This is a genomic window from Synechocystis sp. LKSZ1, from assembly GCF_040436315.1.
Classification (GTDB): domain Bacteria; phylum Cyanobacteriota; class Cyanobacteriia; order Cyanobacteriales; family Microcystaceae; genus Synechocystis.
On record NZ_AP031572.1, the window covers coordinates 1,422,253 to 1,444,356 of the forward strand.

At 50.9% G+C, this 22,104-nt stretch carries 21 protein-coding genes; 10 read left to right on the forward strand and 11 right to left on the reverse strand.

The features are described from left to right. Positions 1 to 48 precede the first annotated feature (48 nt). Positions 49 to 1,557, forward strand: coding sequence for an SLBB domain-containing protein (locus ABXS88_RS06790; RefSeq protein ID WP_353674425.1), 1,509 nt, complete (start codon positions 49 to 51; stop codon positions 1,555 to 1,557). A 13-nt stretch (positions 1,558 to 1,570) separates the two neighbouring features. On the opposite strand, the gene ABXS88_RS06795 is transcribed toward ABXS88_RS06790, so the two are convergent. Together ABXS88_RS06795 and ABXS88_RS06800 are read right to left on the reverse strand one after the other, a co-directional pair. Then, the gene (locus ABXS88_RS06795; RefSeq protein ID WP_353674426.1) at positions 1,571 to 2,137 is read right to left on the reverse strand and encodes a ribbon-helix-helix protein, CopG family; all 567 of its coding nucleotides are present in this window, start codon (positions 2,135 to 2,137) and stop codon (positions 1,571 to 1,573) included. 114 nt (positions 2,138 to 2,251) lie between these two features. Continuing rightward, positions 2,252 to 3,196, reverse strand: a complete 945-nt coding sequence (locus ABXS88_RS06800) for a tyrosine-type recombinase/integrase (RefSeq protein ID WP_353674427.1) — start codon at positions 3,194 to 3,196, stop codon at positions 2,252 to 2,254. A gap of 879 nt (positions 3,197 to 4,075) precedes the next feature. Between ABXS88_RS06800 and acnB the strand changes: the two genes are divergently transcribed. From acnB to ABXS88_RS06825, 5 genes are all read left to right on the forward strand, one after another. Next, entirely contained in the window at positions 4,076 to 6,685 is a 2,610-nt protein-coding gene (acnB, locus tag ABXS88_RS06805; RefSeq protein ID WP_353674428.1) for a bifunctional aconitate hydratase 2/2-methylisocitrate dehydratase, read from the forward strand. 304 nt (positions 6,686 to 6,989) lie between these two features. Further along, a complete protein-coding gene (gene psaC / locus ABXS88_RS06810) occupies positions 6,990 to 7,235 on the forward strand; it encodes a photosystem I iron-sulfur center protein PsaC (RefSeq protein ID WP_002764973.1) in 246 nt (81 codons plus the stop codon). A 135-nt stretch (positions 7,236 to 7,370) separates the two neighbouring features. Further along, positions 7,371 to 7,598 carry a DNA-directed RNA polymerase subunit omega gene (locus ABXS88_RS06815; protein WP_353674429.1) on the forward strand — a complete coding sequence of 76 codons (228 nt, stop codon included), beginning with the start codon at positions 7,371 to 7,373 and terminating at the stop codon, positions 7,596 to 7,598. Positions 7,599 to 7,609: 11 nt separating this feature from the next. Then, positions 7,610 to 8,218 (forward strand): hypothetical protein, encoded by a 609-nt coding sequence (locus ABXS88_RS06820; RefSeq protein WP_353674430.1) that lies wholly within the window; start codon positions 7,610 to 7,612, stop codon positions 8,216 to 8,218. A gap of 2 nt (positions 8,219 to 8,220) precedes the next feature. Next, positions 8,221 to 8,604: a DUF1818 family protein gene (locus ABXS88_RS06825; protein WP_353674431.1), complete on the forward strand. Its 384-nt coding sequence runs from the start codon at positions 8,221 to 8,223 to the stop codon at positions 8,602 to 8,604. On the opposite strand, the gene purQ is transcribed toward ABXS88_RS06825, so the two are convergent. The 3 genes from purQ to ABXS88_RS06840 form a co-directional block, all read right to left on the reverse strand. Next, complete coding sequence (gene purQ / locus ABXS88_RS06830) at positions 8,555 to 9,268, reverse strand: phosphoribosylformylglycinamidine synthase subunit PurQ (protein ID WP_353674432.1); 714 nt, start codon at positions 9,266 to 9,268, stop codon at positions 8,555 to 8,557. The genes ABXS88_RS06825 and purQ overlap by 50 nt on opposite strands. 112 nt (positions 9,269 to 9,380) lie before the next feature. Further along, on the reverse strand, positions 9,381 to 9,638 hold the full coding sequence (purS, locus tag ABXS88_RS06835; RefSeq protein ID WP_353674433.1) for a phosphoribosylformylglycinamidine synthase subunit PurS: 258 nt from the start codon (positions 9,636 to 9,638) through the stop codon (positions 9,381 to 9,383). Positions 9,639 to 9,707: 69 nt separating this feature from the next. Then, positions 9,708 to 11,663 (reverse strand): serine/threonine phosphatase, encoded by a 1,956-nt coding sequence (locus tag ABXS88_RS06840; RefSeq protein ID WP_353674434.1) that lies wholly within the window; start codon positions 11,661 to 11,663, stop codon positions 9,708 to 9,710. Positions 11,664 to 11,965: 302 nt separating this feature from the next. On the opposite strand from ABXS88_RS06840, the gene nspC reads away from it, so the two are divergent. Continuing rightward, complete coding sequence (gene nspC / locus ABXS88_RS06845) at positions 11,966 to 13,108, forward strand: carboxynorspermidine decarboxylase (protein WP_353674435.1); 1,143 nt, start codon at positions 11,966 to 11,968, stop codon at positions 13,106 to 13,108. 398 nt (positions 13,109 to 13,506) lie between these two features. On the opposite strand, the gene ABXS88_RS06850 is transcribed toward nspC, so the two are convergent. Beyond that, positions 13,507 to 14,184, reverse strand: coding sequence for an energy-coupling factor ABC transporter ATP-binding protein (locus tag ABXS88_RS06850; protein WP_353674790.1), 678 nt, complete (start codon positions 14,182 to 14,184; stop codon positions 13,507 to 13,509). A gap of 100 nt (positions 14,185 to 14,284) precedes the next feature. On the opposite strand from ABXS88_RS06850, the gene ABXS88_RS06855 reads away from it, so the two are divergent. From ABXS88_RS06855 to ABXS88_RS06865, 3 genes are read left to right on the forward strand one after another with little or no spacing between them, the layout of a single operon-like run. Next, positions 14,285 to 14,767: a flavin reductase family protein gene (locus tag ABXS88_RS06855; protein WP_353674436.1), complete on the forward strand. Its 483-nt coding sequence runs from the start codon at positions 14,285 to 14,287 to the stop codon at positions 14,765 to 14,767. A 58-nt stretch (positions 14,768 to 14,825) separates the two neighbouring features. After that, positions 14,826 to 15,179, forward strand: a complete 354-nt coding sequence (locus ABXS88_RS06860; protein WP_353674437.1) for a phenylpyruvate tautomerase MIF-related protein — start codon at positions 14,826 to 14,828, stop codon at positions 15,177 to 15,179. A gap of 42 nt (positions 15,180 to 15,221) precedes the next feature. Next, positions 15,222 to 15,941 (forward strand): GUN4 N-terminal ARM-like repeat domain-containing protein, encoded by a 720-nt coding sequence (locus tag ABXS88_RS06865; RefSeq protein WP_353674791.1) that lies wholly within the window; start codon positions 15,222 to 15,224, stop codon positions 15,939 to 15,941. A 51-nt stretch (positions 15,942 to 15,992) separates the two neighbouring features. Here the strand turns inward: ABXS88_RS06865 and pgeF are convergent, their stop codons facing one another. From pgeF to ABXS88_RS06890, 5 genes are all read right to left on the reverse strand, one after another. Further along, complete coding sequence (gene pgeF / locus ABXS88_RS06870) at positions 15,993 to 16,793, reverse strand: peptidoglycan editing factor PgeF (RefSeq protein WP_353674438.1); 801 nt, start codon at positions 16,791 to 16,793, stop codon at positions 15,993 to 15,995. Between the two features lie 51 nt (positions 16,794 to 16,844). Then, on the reverse strand, positions 16,845 to 18,809 hold the full coding sequence (locus tag ABXS88_RS06875; protein ID WP_353674439.1) for an ABC transporter ATP-binding protein/permease: 1,965 nt from the start codon (positions 18,807 to 18,809) through the stop codon (positions 16,845 to 16,847). A 136-nt stretch (positions 18,810 to 18,945) separates the two neighbouring features. Beyond that, positions 18,946 to 21,318, reverse strand: coding sequence for an ATP-binding cassette domain-containing protein (locus tag ABXS88_RS06880; protein ID WP_353674440.1), 2,373 nt, complete (start codon positions 21,316 to 21,318; stop codon positions 18,946 to 18,948). 3 nt (positions 21,319 to 21,321) lie between these two features. After that, positions 21,322 to 21,702 carry a HEPN domain-containing protein gene (locus ABXS88_RS06885; protein WP_353674441.1) on the reverse strand — a complete coding sequence of 127 codons (381 nt, stop codon included), beginning with the start codon at positions 21,700 to 21,702 and terminating at the stop codon, positions 21,322 to 21,324. Further along, on the reverse strand, positions 21,699 to 22,034 hold the full coding sequence (locus ABXS88_RS06890; RefSeq protein ID WP_353674442.1) for a nucleotidyltransferase domain-containing protein: 336 nt from the start codon (positions 22,032 to 22,034) through the stop codon (positions 21,699 to 21,701). The genes ABXS88_RS06885 and ABXS88_RS06890 overlap by 4 nt, the downstream gene beginning before the upstream one ends. Between the last annotated feature and the right edge of the window lie 70 nt (positions 22,035 to 22,104).

Below are 22,104 nucleotides of genomic sequence, written 5' to 3' on the forward strand. Positions count from 1 at the left end.
AAAGGATGGGTTTCTTCCCGGTCTACCTAACTAATCTTTTTTCGTGCTATGGTCACCTCTCCAATTATGAATTCTCTACAGCGTTTTTCCTTACCTCTGCTGGGACTCGGGCTGAGTAGTAGCTTGGGTTTTCTCAGCTTAATGGCAATGCCAAGCATGGCTCAAGATTCCATTTCAACGTCTCCTGTATCCCCTACTGGAACAGCTCAGGCCCTGCCGCCAGAATCAGAATATATTCTGGGGCCTGGGGATCGTCTGAGTCTTAGCATCTATCAAGTCGCAGACGTGAATGGAGAATTTCAGGTATTGGTTGACGGCTCCCTGGGATTACCGCTGATTGGGGCCCTAAAGGTAGAAGGGATGACTCTGCCACAGTTGACGGCTCTCCTGCGACAACGTTACCAAAAATATATTAAGCGACCCGAAATTACCCTGGTGCTCCGCCAGCCCCGCCCCCTTAATATCACCGTTGCTGGTGAAGTCAATGCACCAGGGGCCTACAAACTGCCCTTAGAACAGGGGCAAAAGTTTCCGACTGTCACCGACTTGATTCAACAGGCTAAGGGCCTGACACCGGTGGCAGATATTAGTCAAGTCGAGCTTCGACGCAATACCGGTAATGGTGAATCTCGCTTTCGGGTCAACCTACTGGCCCTACTCCAAGCTGGGGATGCCCGTCAAAATGTTACTCTACGGGACGGGGATGTTCTGGTTATTCCCAGCAAAGCCAATAATGACCCCCAAGTGGTTCGTCAATTAGTAGACGCCAACTTTGGCATTCGCTTTGATTCCGAAATTAATGTGGCCATCGTCGGACAGGTCTTTCGACCGGGGGCTTATAAACTGGCCCCAACGACCCGTGCCTCTAATCTGTCCGAAGTAGGAGGCGGGGCCACAGGCTCGGCCAGTGCGAACAATCAGGACTTGGGCACTCGCCAACCGGTTCGCCTTACCCAGGCCCTGCAAGAGGCGGGCGGGGTAAAACCCGATGCGGATATTCGAGATATCCAGATCCGTCGTCAAAATCGCAATGGCCAGGAGCAATTGATTACGATTAATCTCTGGGACTTGTTGGAGCAGGGCAACCTGGAAAAAGATGTCATTCTCCAGAGTGGGGATACCATCTCCGTTCCCCAGGCCAAGGAATTAACGACTGCCCAATTTGATGCTATGGCCACGGCTAATTTTTCCCCTAAAACCATTCGAGTCAACGTGATTGGAGAAGTTAAACGACCAGGCATTATAGAATTACCGCCCAACAGCACCTTGAACCAAGGCCTTTTAGCCGGGGGCGGTTTTGACCCCCGTCGGGCCGACCAAAGCAATGTGAATTTGATTCGCTTGAACCCTGATGGTACGGTGACCAAGCTGGCCATCAAGCCTGATTTTGGCGAAAATATTAATCCCCAGAATAACCCTACCCTCCGCAATAATGATGTCATCTTAGTGAATACTAGTGCTTTGGCTTCTACGACTGATACTCTGGGGACGGTGTTTAGTCCCTTGGGCGCTATTTTTGGCGGCGGATTGTTTGGAATCTTGAATCTATTTGATTAGGGCCAGCGCTAGCTTATGTTTGAGATAAACGATGGAGGTTGGCCAGCATTGTTTTCGCGCGTTTTTGATTAGCCAGGGCCTGGCGCTGACTGGCTTTTTGTTTGGCCTGGGTGATAATTGCCTTTTTGGCCGAACGGTCTTGTTCATAATGCTCAAACAAGGCCTCAATCAGTACCTCACGGCTTAGATTTTCCTTGGCACAGAGTTTGCTTAACCGCTCTAGTAGCTTAGCTTCTAGACGGAGGGTGGTTTGCTTCGTGGTAAAGCCAGGAGGGGCATAGTCCGCCAATAGCACGGCCATGAGCTGTTCTCGATCAAAGTTCGTCTGGCTGGCGAGTTGAGTGATCTGCTCCTGCAACAGGTTTATCGGGGGATGACTCTCCGTTGTGTCGTTGCCTTTTTTGACCCGTTGTTTTTTGGGACGCTTGGAGTCAGCCGGTGTGGGTTGAATCGTTGCTTCCTCAGATGAAGGGCCTAGAGAAGCGGCTTTGGTGCGGCGTCGCTTGGGCAACACTGGGGGAGTGGCCGGCTCGGTTGCTGGGTCTGGGCTGGCCTCCGTCGGAATCAAACCAGAAGACATGATAGTATTAATTTGTTTTCTTTAGTAAAAGATTTCTTGATTTTAAAAAAATTGGTTTCTAGAATTCTAGATATCTAGAAATAATGATAACAAAAACTCGATTATTCTCGATACTTAGATTAATTGAGATAAGATTTCTGTGACTTCTGCTTGGTGGTGATGGCGGTTGTCGTCGTAGATCATCAACGTATTAAGATTGCTGTGACGACTGAGCTTCTGCACCTTGCGGGTATCGCCCTGGGTGGCTTCGAGGGCGGCGGTAATGGCGCTGTGGCGAATACGGTGGGGACTCAAGGTCTTGCTCAGACCAGCAGTTTCAGCGGCACTGCGGACAATGGTATAGATAGCGTTCCCGCTCAAGCGATGGCCAAAGGTAGCTCGGTCTAGGGTACAAAATAAGGGCTTGCTTTTAGCCCGTCGGCCCATGGCCTGGAGCCATTGATCAATGAGTAGGATGGCTTTGTCGCTCAGGCGAACGGCCTCTTTGGTCAGTTTTCCCTTGCCCTTAATCCAGAGTTGGGCCGCCTCTGAGTCGTAATCTTCAATATTTAACGTACAAACTTCGGCCCGCCGCAGGGCGTTATCCCAGAGGAGGCGCAAAATGGCTAAATCCCGTTTGCCTTTGAGGGATTCCCCATCAATGTGAGCTGTTATTTGTCGGAAGCTTTCGGGCTGAATGCCTGTGGTGTCCCGATAGGTATGGACTCGCAGGCCTTCTACCTCTTCTAGGGTATAGTCGCATTTTCCGACTCGGCGGGCATAGTTGACCAAGCTCTTGATCGCCGCGAGGCGGACATTGATCGTGGCAGGGGACAGGCCTTTTTCCACTAAGGTTGCCCGATACCTGAGCACCAGGCGCAGGGCCTCAAAGCGATTCAGTTGCAAAAATTGGCCCACGATTTCCGGGGTGGGGTCTTGCTGAGTTAGGGCCTGGAAAAAATCCCGCAGACTTTTGGCGTAGGTACGCCGGGTATTGGGAGAGCGTTTGTCCTGGAGAAGTTCTGCCAGCAGATCGGGTTCTACCAGGGCAAAAGGGGTTAGGGGGAAATCGGTGGACATAAACCTTGGTCGGGAGGATTCCTGTTATTGTCTCTCCTTCCTATGACTACCATCGCTGGAAAGTAGCTCTTGCCCTCGAAATTAATAGATTTTGTGTACAAGTAAAGAAGAAAGCCACCAGTAGGGAAGAAATACAACTCGTCGTCGATGACAATACCGACAGCGTACTTGGTGGCAGAGTAGTAGGAACAGGACTAATCGGATGAAAAAGGCTTGATCATAGGCGTAAATAAAATTCGTTCTGTTACAGAGGCATTTCATTGAATTACTATTTGATTATTGGTTAATAAAAATAACGTTTTGTGTCTAATTCTATAGCATGTCTCTCCCTGTCAAAAAATGCAATGTAATGCCGAAGACGGGATAGTGGATCTAAGACTGTGGAAAGATTTATTATCACATTCTTAAGTTTGCTTTGCCAGCGGAAAAGCTTGTAGAACAAGACTTTGACAGAACGATCGCCAGTAAGAGTTAGTCATACCAATTCTTCACGTTGAAGCTACAGATGTTTACCCCTCCGCCTCCGTCACCTCCCCTTACCAAGGGGAGGACGGGTGGGGTCATTTGTGTAGTTAGGTTTCAGAGATTTGGTATCACTCATTTTCTAGAACATAACCCTCTCAAGTCTTCAGAACGGTATTCAGGGCGATTCTCGTGGGTGTCAAATGTTCTACAATTAGCGAATCAAGACGAACGTCTTAGGCCCAGCCCAAAGGGGTCAAAACTTAGCCAGAAAAAACAGAAGGCCCCTGGTATGATTGAAAACTTATCCCGTCCCCAAAACCCCTTAGACTGGCTTGACGCGGGTGTTAGTTAGCCGGCCTAATGCCACCCGATAATAGGGATACTTCATGCTCAGATGATTTAGGAGAGAACGAGATGCTAGCGGCATACCATCGCCACTGTGAAGAGCGGGCCCAATTGGGCATTCCCCCCCTGCCCCTGACGGCGGCCCAAACCACGGAACTCTGTGAACTATTGCAGAATCCTCCCCAAGGCCTCGATGATGAACTCCTCGCCCTCCTGCGAGACCGCGTTCCCCCTGGCGTTGATGAAGCGGCCTACGTCAAGGCGGGTTTCCTGACGGCCCTGGCCAAAGGAGACTTGACCTCCCCCCTGATTACGCCTTCAGAGGCGGTAGTTCTGTTAGGGACAATGATTGGGGGCTATAATGTTCAATCCTTGGTGGCCCTGCTCCAGTCGGCGGATGATACGATTGCGGCCACGGCCGCGGCGGCCTTAACCAAAACCCTCCTTGTTTTTGATGCGTTTAACGAAGTTTTAGAATTATCCCAGCACAACGCCTATGCCAAACAAGTGATTGAGAGTTGGGCCAATGGGGAATGGTTCTTACAAAAACCAGCAGTGCCTGAGAAAATTACCGTTACTGTCTTTAAGGTTCCCGGTGAAACCAACACCGATGATCTCTCGCCGGCCCCCCATGCCACGACCCGGCCCGATATTCCCCTCCATGCCCTGGCTATGCTGGAGACCAAAATGCCCGAGGGCCTGGCCATCATCGCCGAATTAAAACAGAAGGTCCATCCGGTAGCCTACGTCGGCGATGTCGTGGGAACGGGGTCTTCCCGTAAGTCCGCGATTAATTCCGTGCTATGGCACATTGGCACCGATATCCCCTTTGTCCCCAATAAACGTGCCGGGGGCTACATTCTGGGGGGTAAAATTGCGCCGATTTTCTTTAACACCGCGGAGGATTCTGGGGCCTTACCCATCGAGTGCGATGTCAGCCAGTTCCAGAACGGTGATGTGATTACCATTTATCCCTACGAGGGCAAGATTACCAACGAAGCCGGGGAAATCCTGACTACCTTTAGCCTCAAACCCGATACGATTTTAGATGAAGTCCGGGCCGGGGGCCGTATTCCCCTCCTGATTGGCCGCAGTTTAACGGATAAAACCCGTCAGGCTCTGGGCCTTGAACCCACGACTCTCTTTGTTCGTCCCCAGGCCCCCATTGATACCGGGCACGGCTATACCCTGGCCCAGAAAATGGTCGGCAAGGCCTGCGGCTTACCGGGAGTACGACCGGGGACGTCCTGTGAGCCGGTGATGACCACCGTCGGTTCCCAAGATACCACTGGCCCCATGACCCGAGATGAACTGAAGGAACTAGCCTGCTTGGGCTTTAGTGCAGATTTAGTCTTGCAAACTTTCTGCCATACAGCGGCCTATCCCAAACCCGTCGATATCAAGACTCACCACGAACTACCCGACTTCTTTGCGACCCGTGGTGGGGTGGCCCTGCGGCCTGGCGATGGCATTATTCATTCCTGGCTCAATCGGATGCTCCTTCCCGATACTGTGGGCACGGGCGGCGATTCCCATACCCGTTTTCCCCTGGGCATTTCCTTCCCGGCGGGCTCTGGTCTAGTGGCCTTTGCAGCAGCCTTGGGCGTGACGCCTCTGGATATGCCGGAGTCCGTTCTCGTGAAATTTACCGGCGATCTGCAACCCGGTGTTACCCTGCGGGATATTGTCAATGCCATTCCTTGGGTCGCTATGCAACAGGGCAAGCTTACCGTGGCCAAGGAAAACAAAATCAATGTCTTCAATGGCCGCATTATGGAAATGGAGGGCCTACCGGATCTAAAAGTAGAACAGGCCTTTGAGCTCACCGATGCGACCGCAGAACGTTCCTGCTCCGGCTCTACCATCAAGCTCAGTGAAGAGACCGTAGCCGAGTATCTGCGCTCGAATATTGCCCTGATGAAAAACATGATCGCTCGGGGTTATCAGGATGCCCGCACTCTCCTGCGCCGCATTGCCAAGATGGAACAATGGCTGGCTAATCCAGCTTTGATGCAGGCCGATGCCGATGCCGAGTATGCCGATGTCATCGAGGTCAATTTATCGGAAATCAAAGAACCCATTGTGGCGGCCCCCAACGACCCGGATAACGTCAAGCTAATGAGCGAATGTGCTGGGGATGTTATCGACGAAGTCTTTATCGGTTCCTGCATGACCAATATTGGTCATTACCGGGCCGCCGCCAAAATTTTGGAAGGGGCCGGTACGGTCAAGGGTCGTCTCTGGATTTGTCCCCCCACTCGCATGGATGAGCATCAACTCCGAGAGGAAGGAGTCTATGGTATTTTTGCCGCCGCTGGGGCCCGCACCGAAATGCCCGGTTGTTCCCTTTGTATGGGGAACCAGGCCCGGGTAGAAGACAATGCCACCGTTTTCTCGACCTCAACGCGCAACTTCAATAACCGCATGGGTAAAGGGGCCCGTGTTTACCTGGGGTCGGCGGAATTAGCGGCTGTTTGTGCCCTTCTGGGTAAAATTCCCACACAGGCAGAATACCAGGCCATTGTGGCGGAGAAAATTACCCCCTTTGCCGGCGACCTTTATCGCTACCTCAACTTCAACGAAATTGAGGGCTTTGAGGATGAAGGCCGGGTTATTCCCCTAGACCAAATGCCCAAGATTGAAGACCTGCTCGGAATGCCAATTTCTGCCGGCAAATAGTTATACCAACCCTCCAAATTAGGGCTACAGATTTTTACCCCTCCGCCTTCGGCACCTCCCCTTATTAAGGGGAGGACGGGGGGGATTATAGCTAAAAATCTAGGAAAAGTAGAAATTAAGTCAATGCACTAGCCATCGGCCGACAAAGCTTTGGGGCATTTGGCAAGGGCCTTTAGGGAGGATGTTACAGAATTTAAAGTTATCGGTTTTTTGGGCGAAGGAAACTCAGCTCTAGGGTAAACTAGCCCTTAATCCTGAATTTATTCTGCTTTAGGAGAACACGCGGTTAAGGAGCCGATTATCAATGTCACATAGTGTAAAAATCTACGATACCTGCATCGGTTGTACTCAATGTGTCCGGGCCTGTCCCTTAGACGTTCTGGAGATGGTTCCCTGGGATGGCTGTAAAGCCGCTCAGATTGCCTCCTCTCCCCGGACAGAGGATTGTGTTGGCTGCAAACGGTGCGAAACCGCCTGCCCTACGGATTTCTTAAGCATCCGCGTTTACCTTGGCGCCGAAACAACCCGCAGCATGGGTCTTGCTTATTAAAATCCTGGTTTTCTGCTCGTAATTATTCTGGTTCTATCAAATACCTTTTAAACCATCGCAGGGGGGACTGAACTCAGTCCTCCCTGTCTCTTAATAGGCTAGGATAGATCGTTGCCGACTCTGTGATTCAAATTGATGCAAAAACGTCCTAACCTTGACCCCTCCCAGATCATGTACCGCGCTGAGGAGTTATTGAATGCGGCCTCTAATCGTTATCATATTACCGTTTTAGTGGCCCAGCGGGCCAAACGCCGCCGCTACGAAGACATGGATAGTATCGACGACCCCATGATGAAACCCACGATTCGGGCCATCATAGAAATGTCGGATGAATTGACTCAGCCTGAAATTATTAGCGATTAGGATAGGTTGTTATGGGATTATCGGATCGCTGGCGACGTTGGGGATTAGGGCTATTGGCTGGTTGTTTATTGGTACTACTAGGCCATGGTATGGTGCTCGGCCTCCGGGCCCAAGTCCCATCCTCTCCGCAGGGGAGTTTAACCGTGGAAGCCATCGCTGCTCAAATCTATACCCAGGTTCCAGCGATTCCCCTAGAAAACCAGTACCTACGGGCAGATAATGGTGCAGTTGATCCTGAGCATACCTTGCTTAGTCGTCTGATTCGTTACCATCGCGACGTGACCAAGCGACCGACTCGTTACCGCTTCGATTGGAAACTAACCCTAGCCGATTATTTGGGGATTAATGAACCCATGAAGCCCGAGACCTATCCTGGCAATTTGACGCTCAAGAGTAACCCCTTCGAAAAAGACATCCAGGCCATCCGTTCTCTCAACCGTAAACAGCGGGAAGCCCTTGTTGATCTGCTGGTTCAAGCCTTTAAACCCGTTGTCGATCCTGCCCAGAAGGCCCCAGTCGTACCTCAGCCCTCAGCGACCCCCGCTCCAACTCCCACCGTTGTTGACCCGACTAAACCCGTACTTTCCAAGCCTGGTGATGCCCAGTTGCTCCTACCCTAGCGATGTTCCAGCGTTTGATTCAGGAAGGAGAGGGATGGCGTTTAGGGTTTGACCCGAGGGCCTCTCTCTACGTTGGCCTGGTGGCCGGTTCGGATTGGGCTATGGAGTTAACTGGGCCAGAATTCACTGACCTGCTCCGACTAGTACGGCAATTAGAGGATACCATGCAGTCTATGGCAGCAGAATTAATGGAGGAAGAACGTCTCAGTTGTGAGGCGGATAGTGACCTCCTCTGGCTAGAAGCAGAGGGCTTTCCTCATTGTTACCGTCTCCGCCTCATTTTGAATCAGGGCCGACGCTGTGAAGGGGCCTGGCCAGAAACCGTTGTCCCAGAGGTTATCGAAGCGCTCCAATATTTTGCAGAACTGCTGCTAACAGGCTCGTAAATAGTGGAGAGCCATCGGTGTAGGTGAGTTGGGAATCAGCGGCCCGTTCCGGATGGGGCATCATCCCCAGGACATTTCCTTGCTCATTCACGATGCCCGCAATGGCCTGGAGGGAACCATTGGGATTGGCCTCAGCGGTGACTTGTCCAGCGGCATTGGTGTAGCGAAAAACAATTTGGCCCTGGTCTTCGAGGGATTTTAAGGTGTCTTCATCAGCATAGTAACGGCCCTCTCCATGGGCAATGGGCAGGGTAATCACCTGGCCCGCCGTGTATTGTTTTGTCCAGGCCAGGGCCGCATTTTCTACTCGTAGGGGCACCTGGTCACAGATAAAGTGGAGGTCACGGTTCCGAATCAGAGCACCGGGCAGGAGGCCAACTTCAGTCAGAATTTGAAAACCATTACAGATACCCAGGATGTATTTGCCCCGGCGGGCGTGCGCCACAATAGCCGACATCACTGGAGAAAAGCGAGCAATGGCCCCACAGCGGAGATAATCCCCATAGCTAAAACCACCGGGAATGACGACTACATCAATGTCGCTCAGATCCGTTTCCTGGTGCCACAGGTAGCGAGTGGGTTGCTGGAGCAGGCCTTGGGTGACAAGGGCCACATCTCGGTCACAGTTAGACCCCGGGAAGACGACAATACCGAATTTCACCATGACTAGGACTTAAAACCTATGTGTAATGTTTGCTGCTGTCTCCTCTGTATTCCTAGGAGATTGCTCAAGGCTGACCTGGGCACGAGGGACAAGGAACTCTACCTCCCCCTACTTAGAGAGGCGCTACCTCAAACCGATAATTTTCGATCACAGTGTTGGCCAGCAATTGGTCACACATTTGATCCAGTTGTTGTTCGGCGGTTGCGAGGTCAGGGGCCTGAAGCGTTAATTCAATATATTTACCAATTCTGACTTGCTCTATACCGCTATAACCCAGGTGATTGAGGCCCGTTTGGACGGCAGTACCAGCAGGATCCAGAACGGAGGGACGGAGGGTGACATAGATACGACACTGATATTTTTGATTCATCGCAAAGGAGGCCAGGGACGCTATAGTCCATCCTCTCCCAGAAGGTAGCAAACCGCAAGGAATCCTGCACTACCAGACTTCGATGGGAATTTGGGGGCGAACTTTGACGCGGATCAAGACCCCGGTTAGATTATCGTGACCATTGTATTCATTGGCAAATTCCATCAACTTGCGCAGGCCGCGTTCTAGATCCTGGCTCGAGCTCAGCAGGGGAAGAAGATAGGTCTCCCAATAACTTTCTAGGAGATCATTGTCAGAAATGCCATCGGAGCAGAGTAAGAGCAGGCTATCTTCCTCCAATTCCAGTAGTCGAATATCGGGTTGAACAAAGGCATTATCGTGGGGCCCCAGGGCCTGAGTAAGTTGATAGGCATCGGGTCGGGAGTAGGCGATCACGGGGTCGAGGCCATTCTGAATGGCTTGCTGGCCCACTTCATGGTCAATGGTTAACTGTTCCAGGCCACTTTTACGGGTCACGCGATAGATACGGCTATCCCCAACATGGGCAATAGCAACGGTATTGTCTTGGATCAGGGCCATGACCATGGTCGTTCCCATCCGACCACTGCCAGAGCTGGCATTAGCCTGATTAATGGTGTAGATGGCCTGATTAGCTAGGGCAATGGCCTCACTAATTTGAGTTGTACTGGGAAATTGGTCTTGCCAATGGTGGCGGAAGAATTCCTGGAGGGTTTTTACCGCCAACTCACTGGCCACTTCTCCGGCCGCATGGCCCCCCATGCCATCACAAACAATATACACTCCCCTAGCCTTGACGGTCTTGCCATGGTTGTTGCGACACACGTCGAGCTGAGTACTGACCCCAAAATAGTCTTCATTATGGGCACGCTTCGTTCCCCGATCGGTATAGCCCGCTTCACTAAGACTCATGAGTTGCATCGGTAATACCGCCGTTGGCAGGTCATCCACCTCTTCGTCTAGGTTGAGATTGGTATCGGGAATAGTGCTAGGAGACTCATTGAAACTGCTTTCTTCTTCCTGGATAGCCTCGAAATCAGCAAAAATATCAGGAGGATTCGCTGACGTCGGCTCGTCATCCGGCTCGGGTTCTAGGTGGTTGACCAAGACCTCAATGGCCGCTAAGGCCCCGTCAACATTGTTATCCTCAGCTTCAATCAATTGCTCCAGAATGGCCAAAAAACTAGGGGGCAAAACCTGGGGCGGTTGAGTAAATTGTGTCTTCAATTGCTGGGCGAAATCTCCTAGGGTCGGGGGAGGAGTGGGATCGGCATAGAGGCGGATCAAGGCTAAATTTTGGTCTTCATCAATGCGGATATTCTCAGACGTCAATAGGCTTTGAGCAAAACCCAGCGGGGCCAAAGCCTTCCACAGGAGAAGACCTTGGTTAATCCAAAAAACCAGTTGCAGAATGGGTAACCCTTCGTGTTGGAGGCATTCCTCCAACAAGGGCCAACGGTGACGGTCTAGCAGGAGGACAAACTCAGAATTCCCTTCACTCCAAGCATCGTAGACCTCCGGCAACTTCGGCCCTAACTCCCGGAGCTTAAAGTAGGGAAGGGCCGAGACGGGAAGACCGAGATTTTGCCAGAGGGGATCGGCCAAAACCTCCTCTGTGGTCAAATTGGGAATGCGCTCTAGGAGGCTAGCGGCCTGGGAAAGCAAAATTTTCAAAATTGAAGGCTGGAGGGGCTGACAATCCACTACTTGGCTGACAAGCTGACGATTAGCTGGATCTAGGTCTAGACAAGGGATGGTGTCGCTATTTTCGGACATCCGAAAGATGCGGTAGCGCTGGCCAATATCAATATGGCCTTCGTACAGTTCTAAACAATCGGGAGTAAATTCCCTCTCAAGGTGGGTTGTGTGAAAGAGAATAGTCAAAATTTTCCCTGTAACGGCCCCACAGTTCCCGCAGAGAGCCTCGCTTAACAGCACATTATTGCCACAGTCAGGGCAAGGGTAATGTGTTAAGGATGTACCACACTTTTGACAGAAATGATTGCGATTGGGGTTTTCGGAGTGACACTGGGGACAAATGAGCATAGGTCAGGCCAGGGACAGGGAATAAGCAAAGTAGCAGACAGCAACCACTGCTGGTTAGTCCTATTCATTGTCGGCGATACTTTCCAAAATTCCCATTAATTATTATGAACTATTTTTTGAACCAGTTTATCGCTATATTCTGGAAGGGCCACGATGGTCGATGAGCCTAAATCCCGCTTGAGAAAACAGGGCTGATATCTAGCCTTTGGGTATTTATCCGTCTGGGCCAGCTTCCCGCAGAATAGTAAGGGAAGGGGAGGCCTCCTCCCGTGGCCGTACATACGAGGTGAATAACTCAACCGATGCTAACCGAAGCACAATTAAACCAAATCCCGTCGCCCTGCTACGTCATGGAAGCCGCCAAGCTAGCCCATAACCTGAGTATTTTCGAGCGTGTCCAGAACGAAGCCCCAGTAGAGGTCATGCTGGCCCTGAAGGGATTTGCTCTGTTCCATAGTTTTCCCTTGATGCGCTCTGTGTTGGCCGGTGCCTCCGCCAGCTCCCTCTGGGAGGCCCAACTCGCGGCGGAAGAATTCGGCAAGGAAGTTCATGTCTATGCCCCAGCCTATCGGGCCCAGGATTTACCGGCCATTGTTCCCCTGGCCACCCACATTACCTTTAATTCCCTTACCCAGTACGAACGCTTTGCGCCGCTCCTCGCCCAGGGCCAAGCCAAGGCCGGCCTACGGATTAACCCCGAGTATTCCCCCGTGCAAACCGCGCTCTACAATCCCTGTGTGCCGGGTTCTCGCTTGGGAGTCCGGGCCAAACAACTGGGCGAAAAACTGCCGCCGGGGATTACGGGTTTCCTCTCTCATAATCTTTGTGAAAGCGACTCTTTTGCCCTGGAAAAAACCCTCAGCCAGATTGAACAATTATTTGGCCCATGGTTGGAGCAGATCCATTGGCTGAATCTTGGGGGAGGACACTTAATGACCCGTCAGGACTACCAAGTAGATCATGCAATCCAGGTACTTCAGGCTTTTAACCAGCGCCATCCCCACCTCCGGCTCATTCTCGAACCCGGTTCGGCCATCGTTTGGGAAACGGGATTTTTAGTCAGCACCGTGGAAGACCTGATCCCGACCCCAGATTTTACCCACGTTATGCTCGATGTTTCCTTTACGGCCCACATGCCCGATTGCCTAGAGATGCCCTACCAGCCAAGGATTAGGGGCTCCCATCTTCCTCAGACGGGCGACCTTTGTTACCGTCTAGGAGGGTCTAGTTGTTTAGCCGGAGACTTCCTGGGAGACTACGCCTTTGCCCAGCCGCTCCAGATTGGAGACCGGCTTATTTTTGAAGATATGATGCACTATACCCTGGTGAAAACCACGATGTTTAATGGTGTTCCCCACCCTGCCATTGGCCTCTGGCAAATCGACAATACCTTTAAGCTCTGGCGAGAATTTACCTACCAAGATTACCGTAGCCGCATGGGCTAAGAAAATACAAAGAAATGTAACAAAATAGGCAAGCATCTTTCCCTTCTCTGGGGTGAATGTTATCTTAATAACAGGTACAAGGAAGGCGATCAAGAAAGCCAACCCAACCCCCGAGTCTAGAGCCTGTACCTGTTCTGCTCGACTCCCACAGTATTTTATTCCCTGCATCACCCAAACACGATGGTTGTGTTTTCACCCTCTTCCCTAGGGGAATTAGGTTGATGATGAACCAAGACCATACCAGATAATTGAGTTAGTTTGTGATGCTTTGATTTTGATTCAAAGTACTGTGCTACCAGTAAACCTTGTTATTCGTGTTTGCATTCCACCTTGTTGTTTTTTGGAGCTTAATTCATTTGCCTACTGATTAGCCCGCCTCCCTAGGCGGGTTCACTGTTTTAAGGCGTTTTAGCTAGTTCCAATTCAATCATTTTTGCCTTGAGTTTTTGGGGGTCTCCCTGGGCAATCACCCGCCCCTGTTCCAACAAGAAAGCTCCATCACAGTAATCCAGCTCTTCAAGGCGGTGGGTCACCCACAGGGCCGTGAGGCCGCGATGCTTAACCAAGCGTTGTACTTGGAGGACAAGTTCCTGCTGGGTATCGGCATCCAGGAGTGCGGTCGGTTCATCCAGCAATAAAACTTCACAATGGCGAGCAATGGCCCCCGCAATGGCAATGCGTTGTTTTTGTCCGCCACTCAGGGCGTAGATAGGGCGACGCTCTAGATCCAATAAATTGACGGCATTCAATGCCTCGGCCACTCGCCCCCGGACTTGTTGGGGGGATAAGTTTTCCGCCACTAAGCCAAAGGCCACATCGGCCCCCACCGTGGGCATGACCAACTGGTGGTCGGGGTTTTGAAAGACAAAACCCACGGGCTGCTGGAGAAAGACCCGGCCCGCCGTTGGCTTTAATAAACCAGCTAATAAACGGAGAAAGGTGGATTTCCCACTACCGTTGGTGCCAAGTAACATCCAAAATTGGCCCTGGGGCACCTCCAGGGAGCATCCGTTGAGAATGGGTTGTTCTGGCGTCCAGGCAAAGGAAAGGTCTTGGGCAGTAATGGCGGCGGGCAAGGGCGGGCTATCCAAACAGGGTCAGCAATTTTTTAATCATAGGGCGATCGGGTATGATTAGCTATTGACGAGTCTTTAACCCCGACCTGAGAGTGCTCCTGTGTTAGACGAACAAGCCAAAAAAACCCTGCTCCGTAAAATTCCCCATGGACTCTTTATATGTGGGGTTAAGGATGGTGATGAGTTCAATGGCTTTACCGCCAGTTGGGTGATGCAGGCCTCCTTTGAGCCGCCCCTGGTGGTTAATTGTGTCCGCAAAGACTCTGGCTCCAACGCCATGATCCAGAATAGTGGTGTCTTTACCCTCAGCTTTCTGGAAGAAGGCCAAAAAGACATTGCCGCCCAATTTTTTAAGCCGAAGCGTCGAGTCGGCAACAAGTTTGAAGATCTGGCGGCCGATGATGCCCCGGCAACCGGCTGTCCAGTTTTGCAAGATTGCCTCGGTTACGTGGAATGTCGCGTTGTCGGGCAAGTAGAGCACGGCGACCATACCGTATTTGTGGGAGAAGTGATTGGTGCGAAAGTCCACCGGGATGGCAATCCGTTGCTGTTAGAGAGTACCGGCTGGCAGTACGGCGGTTAATGCCGGCGTCCCTAGTCTTGCCTAAAAAGTTATCTCGTCTTTTGTTCTGATTGAAGCAATGCCCTTTCTTAAAATTCAAACGGCCCTGCCCCTAGAGGCCATCGCCTCCTCCGTAGAACCCCTACTAGCCGAACTCTCCCAAAAATTGGCCCAGCACCTCGGGAAGCCGGAGGCCTACGTCATGACCAGCTTTGAACCCAGCTTCAAAATGACCTTTGCCGGCAGTTTTGCCCCGACCTGTTACCTCGAAGTGAAGAGTGTCGGCACAATGTCACCGGCCCAAACCCAGGCCATGAGTCGGGATTTTTGCACCATTGTCCAACGTCATCTGGCTATTCCCCCAGACCGCACCTACATTGAATTTAATGATGCCAAAGGATCAATGTGGGGCTATAACGGGACAACCTTCTAAGCGCTTGCACTGCTAATTTACCGATGATTTTATATGACCGCCATGTCTTCTCCCCTGCCTGATGCCGCCTCTGATTTGGCCCAGTTAAGCGATCAACTCAACCAAGGTGCCGAAAAAAGTCAACGACAGGTGATTGCACAACTGGCGGCCCTGGGGGAAGTAGGATGGCCCCTTTTGCAGGACTTTTTAAAGACCAACTACTCAGACACCCCAAAGTTAGCTATGGCCGAGGCCTATCAGGCCCTGCGTCTAGTTGAGCAAGAAGCCGTACAAGAATTCCTGAATACCCAGTTTCCCCTAGGCATTTTTCCCCTCAAGTCCGCCCGCAACATTGATTATCGTCCCTTGCAGATGGCCCTGGCCCAGCAGGAATTTGAATTGGCCGATAACCTGACCCGTGAGAAGTTGTGTGAGTTAGCCGGCGAAGGAGCCATACAACGCAAATGGCTCTATTTCACTGAAGTTGAACGGTTTCCTGGCCTAGACCTGCATACCATTAATGCCCTGTGGTGGTTGCATTCAGGCGGAAAATTTGGTTTCTCGGTACAGCGAAAGCTTTGGCTCTCCGTTGGCAAGGACTTCACTAAGCTCTGGCCTAAAATCGACTGGAAAAATGGCAATAGTTGGACAAAATACCCCGCTGGTTTTACCTGGGATCTCTCGGCACCGGCGGGCCATTTGCCCCTACTGAATCAGTTACGAGGGGTGCGGGTCGCGGCCTCTCTCTATGGCCATCCCGTCTGGTCGGAATACCAATGGTAATTTTTATCGGGATGCGCGAGCAATACTCCTCTGTGCGCGAGGGGAAGAATATCAGAGACTAACGATGCCCGACCATTGGACATTTTTGGCCCCGGTGCGGCGGTAGGAAAAGAAATGGTCGGGATTTTTGTAGGTGCAGTAGGGAGCAATAGATAATTGTTCTGGTTTGAGACCAAGGTTTGTCAGTTGCAACTGATTAATACAACGCACATCGAGGCGGTAATGGTCTGGCTTGGTATCGGGTAAAAGAGGTGGCTCAGCTAGAGTCATCAGGCCTGCCAGATAGACATCCTCTGCCAGATCTGCATCCCCAGGATCTTGGGTACTTTTCCCCACCGCCAGGGCCACCTGACGATGCACTTGATAAACTTCTCCGCTAATGGCGGGCCCCAGGGCCACTCGTAGATCGGCTAACTGACTGCCATTCGTTAAAAATCGCTGAACCGTAACGGGCAGAATCCGTTGGGCCGTTCCTCGCCAACCCGCATGAACCGCCGCCACCTGGCCGGTGGTGACATCTCCAATTAGGGCCGGGGTACAATCCGCACTGGCCACCCAAACCGCTTGACGGGCTTGGTCACTCAAGACTCCATCAGCTCCGGGTAATATGGCTTCACTGTCTCCCTGGTGCATCTCGTGGGCAATTTCTTGAGGTGTGAGTACTGTATTGCCATGGACTTGCTTGACCCGAAAAACCTTAGCCTGAGGGTCTAGGGCCATCACCAAGGTTTCCGGCGTCTGGGGTGCAAAGTGCTGGGTAAAAAAACCGTGGGGCCAGGAAGCCAGAAGCTGACAGGTGAGGTAAGGCTTTTCCTGCCAAGTCTGCCATTGCCAAAGGGAGGAATCAGTCATGGGGCCAGAAATCACAAACGTTTCACCGCCCACTCTAGCAGACTCCCTGACTTACCCTGCGTTGAGGGGCTGCAACTGCCAATGGCCCCCCTCTAGAATTTCTAGACACTGACGATGGTAGCGGGTCAGGCTCGTGCGATGGCCAACGCTGACGTAGGTAGTCCCCAACTGCTCCAGGGCCTGATAAAGACGTTCTTCGTTATGAATATCCAGGGCACTGGTGGCCTCATCCAAGATGGCGTAGCAGGGCCGACTGACTAAAACGCGGCCCAGGGCCACCCGCTGTTGTTCTCCCAAGGACAGCACATTTTCCCAGTTTTCCTCCGCCGCAAAGCCGCCAAACCGCTGGGCCAGATCTGGCAAATTGACCGTTTGCAAGACCCATTGCAGAAAATCCTCATCAGCCTGTTGTTCGGGATTGGGATAGAGGAGTTGTTCCCGCAGACTGCCACGAATCATGTAGGGCCGCTGAGGTAAAAAGAGCATTTCGTGCAAGGCCGGCCGTTCGATCAGGCCCTGGCCCGTATTCCAAAGACCCGCAATGGCCCGCAGGAGAGAACTTTTTCCCGTTCCACTGGCCCCCATGATCAGTAAATGTTGCTGGGGCCCTACGGTTAAGGACAGGTCACGGATCAGACGACGGGAGGAATTAGGTGGCTGGAGCGTCAGGTTGGTTAACTGGAGAGTCGGCGCAATCTGGGTGAGGATTACCGGCGCAACTTCTGGAGATGTCTCCGGGTCGGGTTCCGCTAGGGATTCATAAAATTCCCCTAGACGGTTAATGCTAGCAGCAAATTCCGTAATCCCCTGAATTTGGTTTGTTACTAGAGACAGGGCCGATAACACCTGGCCAAAGGCGAGACTGGCCTGAGAAATGGCCCCAAAATCCAGTTTGCCCGATAGGTATAATGGGGCCACGATGATGTAGGGAATTAAACTCGTAAAGTAGTTATAGCCCAGTTGGAAAAGACTAATTAAAGACTGCCAAATAATCAGTAAATCGAAGTTGCGAATGGCCTGGAGGAGACGGGTCAGTACCTGCTCCCGTTCTAAATTTTCCCCTTGATAAAAGGCAATGGATTCGGCATTATCCCGCACCCGGACTAGGCTATAACGAAAATTTGCTTCCAGTCGTAATTGTTCATAATTAATCCGAATCAGGCGCGTCCCAATGGCAATGGCAATGGCCGTTCCGAAGACCGCATAGCCCACCAGGCCCCAGGTCAGGGCCTTGGATAAATTAAACAAAATGGCCGTGAAAGAAAGCAGAGTCAGGATAGAATCCAGAATATCCAATAAAAAATCGAGGGTAACGCTGGTAAAGGATTTGACATCCTGGGTAATCCGTTGGTCGGGGTTATCCAATTCGGTATTAACCGCATTGGAATCAAGACGATAATAGGCTCGTTGGTGAAAGTAACGATTCAGAAAATGTTGGGTTAACCATTCCCGCCAGAGTAGACCCAGCTTTTGCCGCAGGTAGCGATAGGCCACAATAATCGGAATGGCCAGAACAATCACCAAACCATAAGTCCAAAGGAACTGCCAAAAAACATCACTTTCTTTCTGGTTCAGGGCTGTATCGATAAACCGAAAGACAAAACTGAGGATGACATTCAGGCCATTAACCACAAACAGCAGGAACAGTAACAGTCCTAATAGAAGCCATTGCAGCCAGCGTTGACGAAGTTTAGACCGCTGAGAAAAAAAGGCACTGGCGGCCAGGGCCAATAGGCCAAGAAAAATTAAGGGTAGAGGCGATTTTAAAATTTGTTCAACCTGTGTAACCAGGCCCTGGGCCCCATTGCTAAAAAAAGCAGGAAATAGAGCCTTTCCTGCCAGGGTCAGGCCAATCGTCAGGAAAAAAGTCAGGCTAATAACAGTAATTAATAAGACAACAATAAGACCCAGAAAAATACGGGTTTGCTGATTGCCAACCGGAAAAAAATAGGGCTGGGAGCTTTCAATGAAGCGCCACCACAGTTTCTGATTAAATTGAAATTTCGTTTGGGACATACTTTAGGATTTGCGAATGACCGGATTGTCTAGTGGGGGACTGGAGGCAAGCCCAGCAATGGGAATAGCGGAATTCGATCTACTTTATCCTAAGGGTTATACGCCAATCATCATTAAAACCCATGTCTGACAAGTATTAAAGAACATCCTTACGTTTTTGTAGCCAAAAGGCGATCACCGAATACAGCAAAGCATGGAGCATCAGCAGTTGCCAGTTTAGGCTGAGGTTATGCCAACTGGGGTCATAGACCGCTGTGATCTTAAAGGGCGGGGCGATCTCGCGACCGTCGGGGAGTTGGATGGGGGCGGGAACCAGTCGGTTAATATCCACCAAAGCCCCGTAGGCCCCCACTGACCAGCGACTAATGGTCAACCAGGACAAATATTTACTGATTAATCCCTCGGTTTTGAATAGAACCCCAGAGAAAATAATTTGAGGCAAAAGCAAGATCGGCAGGGCACTGTTGGCTTGGGTGCTATTTTTTACCAGGCTGGAGATCATTAAGCCCAGGGCCATGGCCGCAAAGAGCGTTAAGAAACTGGTAATACTGACCCCCAGTAACCAAGAAACACTCCAGGATTCTGGTGCAGAAAAGCCCCAGGCAATCGCCGCGACCATAAAGACCGTTTGCAGGAGGGCCAGTCCGGCCAGGATCACGACTTTGGAACAGAGGTAAGCAAGGAGATTGAGATTCACCAAGCGTTCCCGCAGATAAATATCGTTTTCTTTAACAATTTCCTGCAGAGAACTGGCTAGGCCAACCCAGATGGCCGCACAGGTGAAAACAAAGACTACCGTTTGGGCCAAGGGGGCCAGGGCCGGATTCTCTTCTGTTCCTAGAACAAAAGGTTCTTTTTGCCGGATGGCCAGGTCAATCAGCAGAATACTGATGGGGGCCGTTACCAAAGTAGTGCCGACGCTAACCGGGTCTCGCACCAAGAGTTGAAAATAGCGTTGGCAAAGGATCGCCGTTTGCTGAAAAAAGTTGGCTTTGACCTGTTCGGGATGAGCTTGACTAGCCTGGGAGGGGTCAATGGCGAGGCGTTCATCAATATATTTCTTCTGGTAGGGAGACTGTTGATAGCGGCTGGCGGTGGCCAGGACGGCTCCTGGATTATCCAGTTGGATATAAATATCGGCAAAATCGCCGCCGTTCAGCGCAAAAAATTGGGCGGCATCGCTAAAATCGCCAAAATAGCAGAGATTGCCTCCCTGACCCAGAAATACCAGGCGATCACAGAGATTAATGTTACTGGTGGCATGGGTGACGAGGATAATGGTGCGTCCTTGGTCGGCAAGTTTCCGCAGGAGTTGCATCATCTTTTTGTCCAAGCCGGGGTCGAGGCCAGAGGTGGGTTCATCCAGGAAGAAGAGTTTCGGGTCAACCAGCAGTTCGACGCCAATGGAGACCCGTTTGAGTTGGCCGCCACTGAGATTTTTGACCAACACCTCCCGCTGTTCCTGCATTTCAATCTGTTCTAGGGTCTGGTCAATCACCCCATCAATGTCGCTATCAGCCGGGAGACGCAGTTGGGCCGCATAGCGCAGGACTTCTTCGACCCGCAGTTCCCGATGCACAATGTCTTTTTGAGGGACGTAACCGATCTGGTTGCGGTAGATATTGAAGTTGTTGCGGAGGTCTTCACCATTGAGATAGACTACGCCCTGAGTGGTGGGTTCAATGCCTAGCAGGGTGCGCATCAAAGTGGATTTACCGGCCCCGCTCCCCCCGACAAGGGCCACTAACTGCCCCGGCTCGATAGGTAGAGAAATATGGTTAAGTAAGGTAATTTCTTCGTTTTGCTTATTCTTAACCACCCGCAGAATATTTTGGGCATCTAGGCGGATATGGTCTCCCCGGTCGGCGATCGCCAGATGATTATTTTGTAGAACCAGCGTGAAGGGGGCAATTTTGATAATGGCACCGTCGTTGAGGTGAATTTTGCCCTTAACTTTGACATCATTGACGAAAATGCCATTGGTACTATAGTCGTGCAGAAGATAGTGATTGGGTTCTAGGTAATCCAGAACAGCGTGTTTACGCGAAACGGTGGGGGCCAGCAACTGTAGATTCGCGCCGGGGTCGCGGCCAATGACCGTGGACTTTTGAGCAACGGAAACGGCATTGAGAGCGGAAACAGAACGACTGGAGCTACTGCGGGGAGAAGCTAGAAATTTAAGGGTGATCAGAATCTGAAAGTTTTGCCCAATTTTGATCAGGTCGCCATCCTGGAGGCAATAGCCTAAGTCGTGAGTGATGAGATGATTGTTGATGAATAAGCGATTACGGCTGGGCTGGCGGCGATCGCCGTCGAAGATGTGGTAGCGACCGTTAATTTCCAGTAGGGTGGCCTGGCAACGACTAATCACGCCCCAATCCGGGGGGACGAGCAGATCTGCTAGCTGGGGGTCTCGACCAAGAATATGCTGGCGTTGCGTTAGAACAAAAGGAGAGCAGGTTTGCCCTTGATTATTGAGGATTAAGATAGGTCGATCAATCTGTGGCATTGGTCACACGTTATCAAGATAGTTTCTCGCAAAATTCAGCATTTCTTCAGCCTGGGCAATAACGGCTTCCGCTTCTTCTAGGGTAATTTCAATGTTGATGCTGTAATCCGTCACAGTTCGGAGCTTCTGGGCTTCAATCAGGTAGCGGTGATACTGTTGTGGAACCTTACCTGTTTTCGATAAGTACTTGCCGAAAGCGGCAATCACACCAGAATGCTTGGAGAAGCTCAAATTTTCTCTCTCTAGTAAGGCAGTCGCAACATAAAACATGGCATAGTAAGCCCTAGAGATTGCAAATTCAGGGGTTCCCAACTGGTTGATTTGTTTTGCAACTTCTAAACTTTTATTGGCTTTTTTAAGAAACTCATGGGGAACAGAGGTCATAAAGAGATTCCCTCTAGATGAACGTTGCGATAAAACGCATTATCTTCAGTGTTCCATTTTTCTAGGGTTGTAAACACACAAGATATTAGAATTTCATTTTCAATACACAGATCACTAATATAACCACTTATCTTTTTAACTTCTGAGTAATAAGAAAATTTATCTTTAAGGACAATCAAAATGTCGAAATCAGATTCTGGCCCTGCATTCCCCCTGGCGCGAGAACCAAAAAGAATAACTTTATCCAATTGTTCTTGATAGAGTCGGCTTAGATAGACTTTGAATTCTTGAAGAATTTTAAGGTCTCGGGAAGACAGTTTTAGGGAATTCATTTTTATTTAGAAGTTAGGCTGATCTCGGAAAGCGCTTTGAAGATGTTTCTGAGTCTCTAAAGTTGTTTGA

Bases quoted from the DNA above. Each gene is read 5' to 3' on its own strand.
- ABXS88_RS06890 (WP_353674442.1), bottom strand. From the start codon at position 22,034: ATGAATTCCCTAAAACTGTCTTCCCGAGACCTTAAAATTCTTCAAGAA.
- acnB (WP_353674428.1), top strand. From the start codon at position 4,076: ATGCTAGCGGCATACCATCGCCACTGTGAAGAGCGGGCCCAATTGGGC.
- ABXS88_RS06875 (WP_353674439.1), bottom strand. From the start codon at position 18,809: ATGTCCCAAACGAAATTTCAATTTAATCAGAAACTGTGGTGGCGCTTC.
- ABXS88_RS06860 (WP_353674437.1), top strand. From the start codon at position 14,826: ATGCCCTTTCTTAAAATTCAAACGGCCCTGCCCCTAGAGGCCATCGCC.
- ABXS88_RS06815 (WP_353674429.1), top strand. From the start codon at position 7,371: ATGCAAAAACGTCCTAACCTTGACCCCTCCCAGATCATGTACCGCGCT.
- nspC (WP_353674435.1), top strand. From the start codon at position 11,966: ATGCTAACCGAAGCACAATTAAACCAAATCCCGTCGCCCTGCTACGTC.
- ABXS88_RS06865 (WP_353674791.1), top strand. From the start codon at position 15,222: ATGTCTTCTCCCCTGCCTGATGCCGCCTCTGATTTGGCCCAGTTAAGC.
- pgeF (WP_353674438.1), bottom strand. From the start codon at position 16,793: ATGACTGATTCCTCCCTTTGGCAATGGCAGACTTGGCAGGAAAAGCCT.
- ABXS88_RS06825 (WP_353674431.1), top strand. From the start codon at position 8,221: ATGTTCCAGCGTTTGATTCAGGAAGGAGAGGGATGGCGTTTAGGGTTT.
- purS (WP_353674433.1), bottom strand. From the start codon at position 9,638: ATGAATCAAAAATATCAGTGTCGTATCTATGTCACCCTCCGTCCCTCC.
- ABXS88_RS06795 (WP_353674426.1), bottom strand. From the start codon at position 2,137: ATGTCTTCTGGTTTGATTCCGACGGAGGCCAGCCCAGACCCAGCAACC.
- ABXS88_RS06820 (WP_353674430.1), top strand. From the start codon at position 7,610: ATGGGATTATCGGATCGCTGGCGACGTTGGGGATTAGGGCTATTGGCT.
- ABXS88_RS06800 (WP_353674427.1), bottom strand. From the start codon at position 3,196: ATGTCCACCGATTTCCCCCTAACCCCTTTTGCCCTGGTAGAACCCGAT.
- purQ (WP_353674432.1), bottom strand. From the start codon at position 9,268: ATGGTGAAATTCGGTATTGTCGTCTTCCCGGGGTCTAACTGTGACCGA.
- ABXS88_RS06790 (WP_353674425.1), top strand. From the start codon at position 49: ATGGTCACCTCTCCAATTATGAATTCTCTACAGCGTTTTTCCTTACCT.
- ABXS88_RS06885 (WP_353674441.1), bottom strand. From the start codon at position 21,702: ATGACCTCTGTTCCCCATGAGTTTCTTAAAAAAGCCAATAAAAGTTTA.
- psaC (WP_002764973.1), top strand. From the start codon at position 6,990: ATGTCACATAGTGTAAAAATCTACGATACCTGCATCGGTTGTACTCAA.
- ABXS88_RS06880 (WP_353674440.1), bottom strand. From the start codon at position 21,318: ATGCCACAGATTGATCGACCTATCTTAATCCTCAATAATCAAGGGCAA.
- ABXS88_RS06840 (WP_353674434.1), bottom strand. From the start codon at position 11,663: ATGCTCATTTGTCCCCAGTGTCACTCCGAAAACCCCAATCGCAATCAT.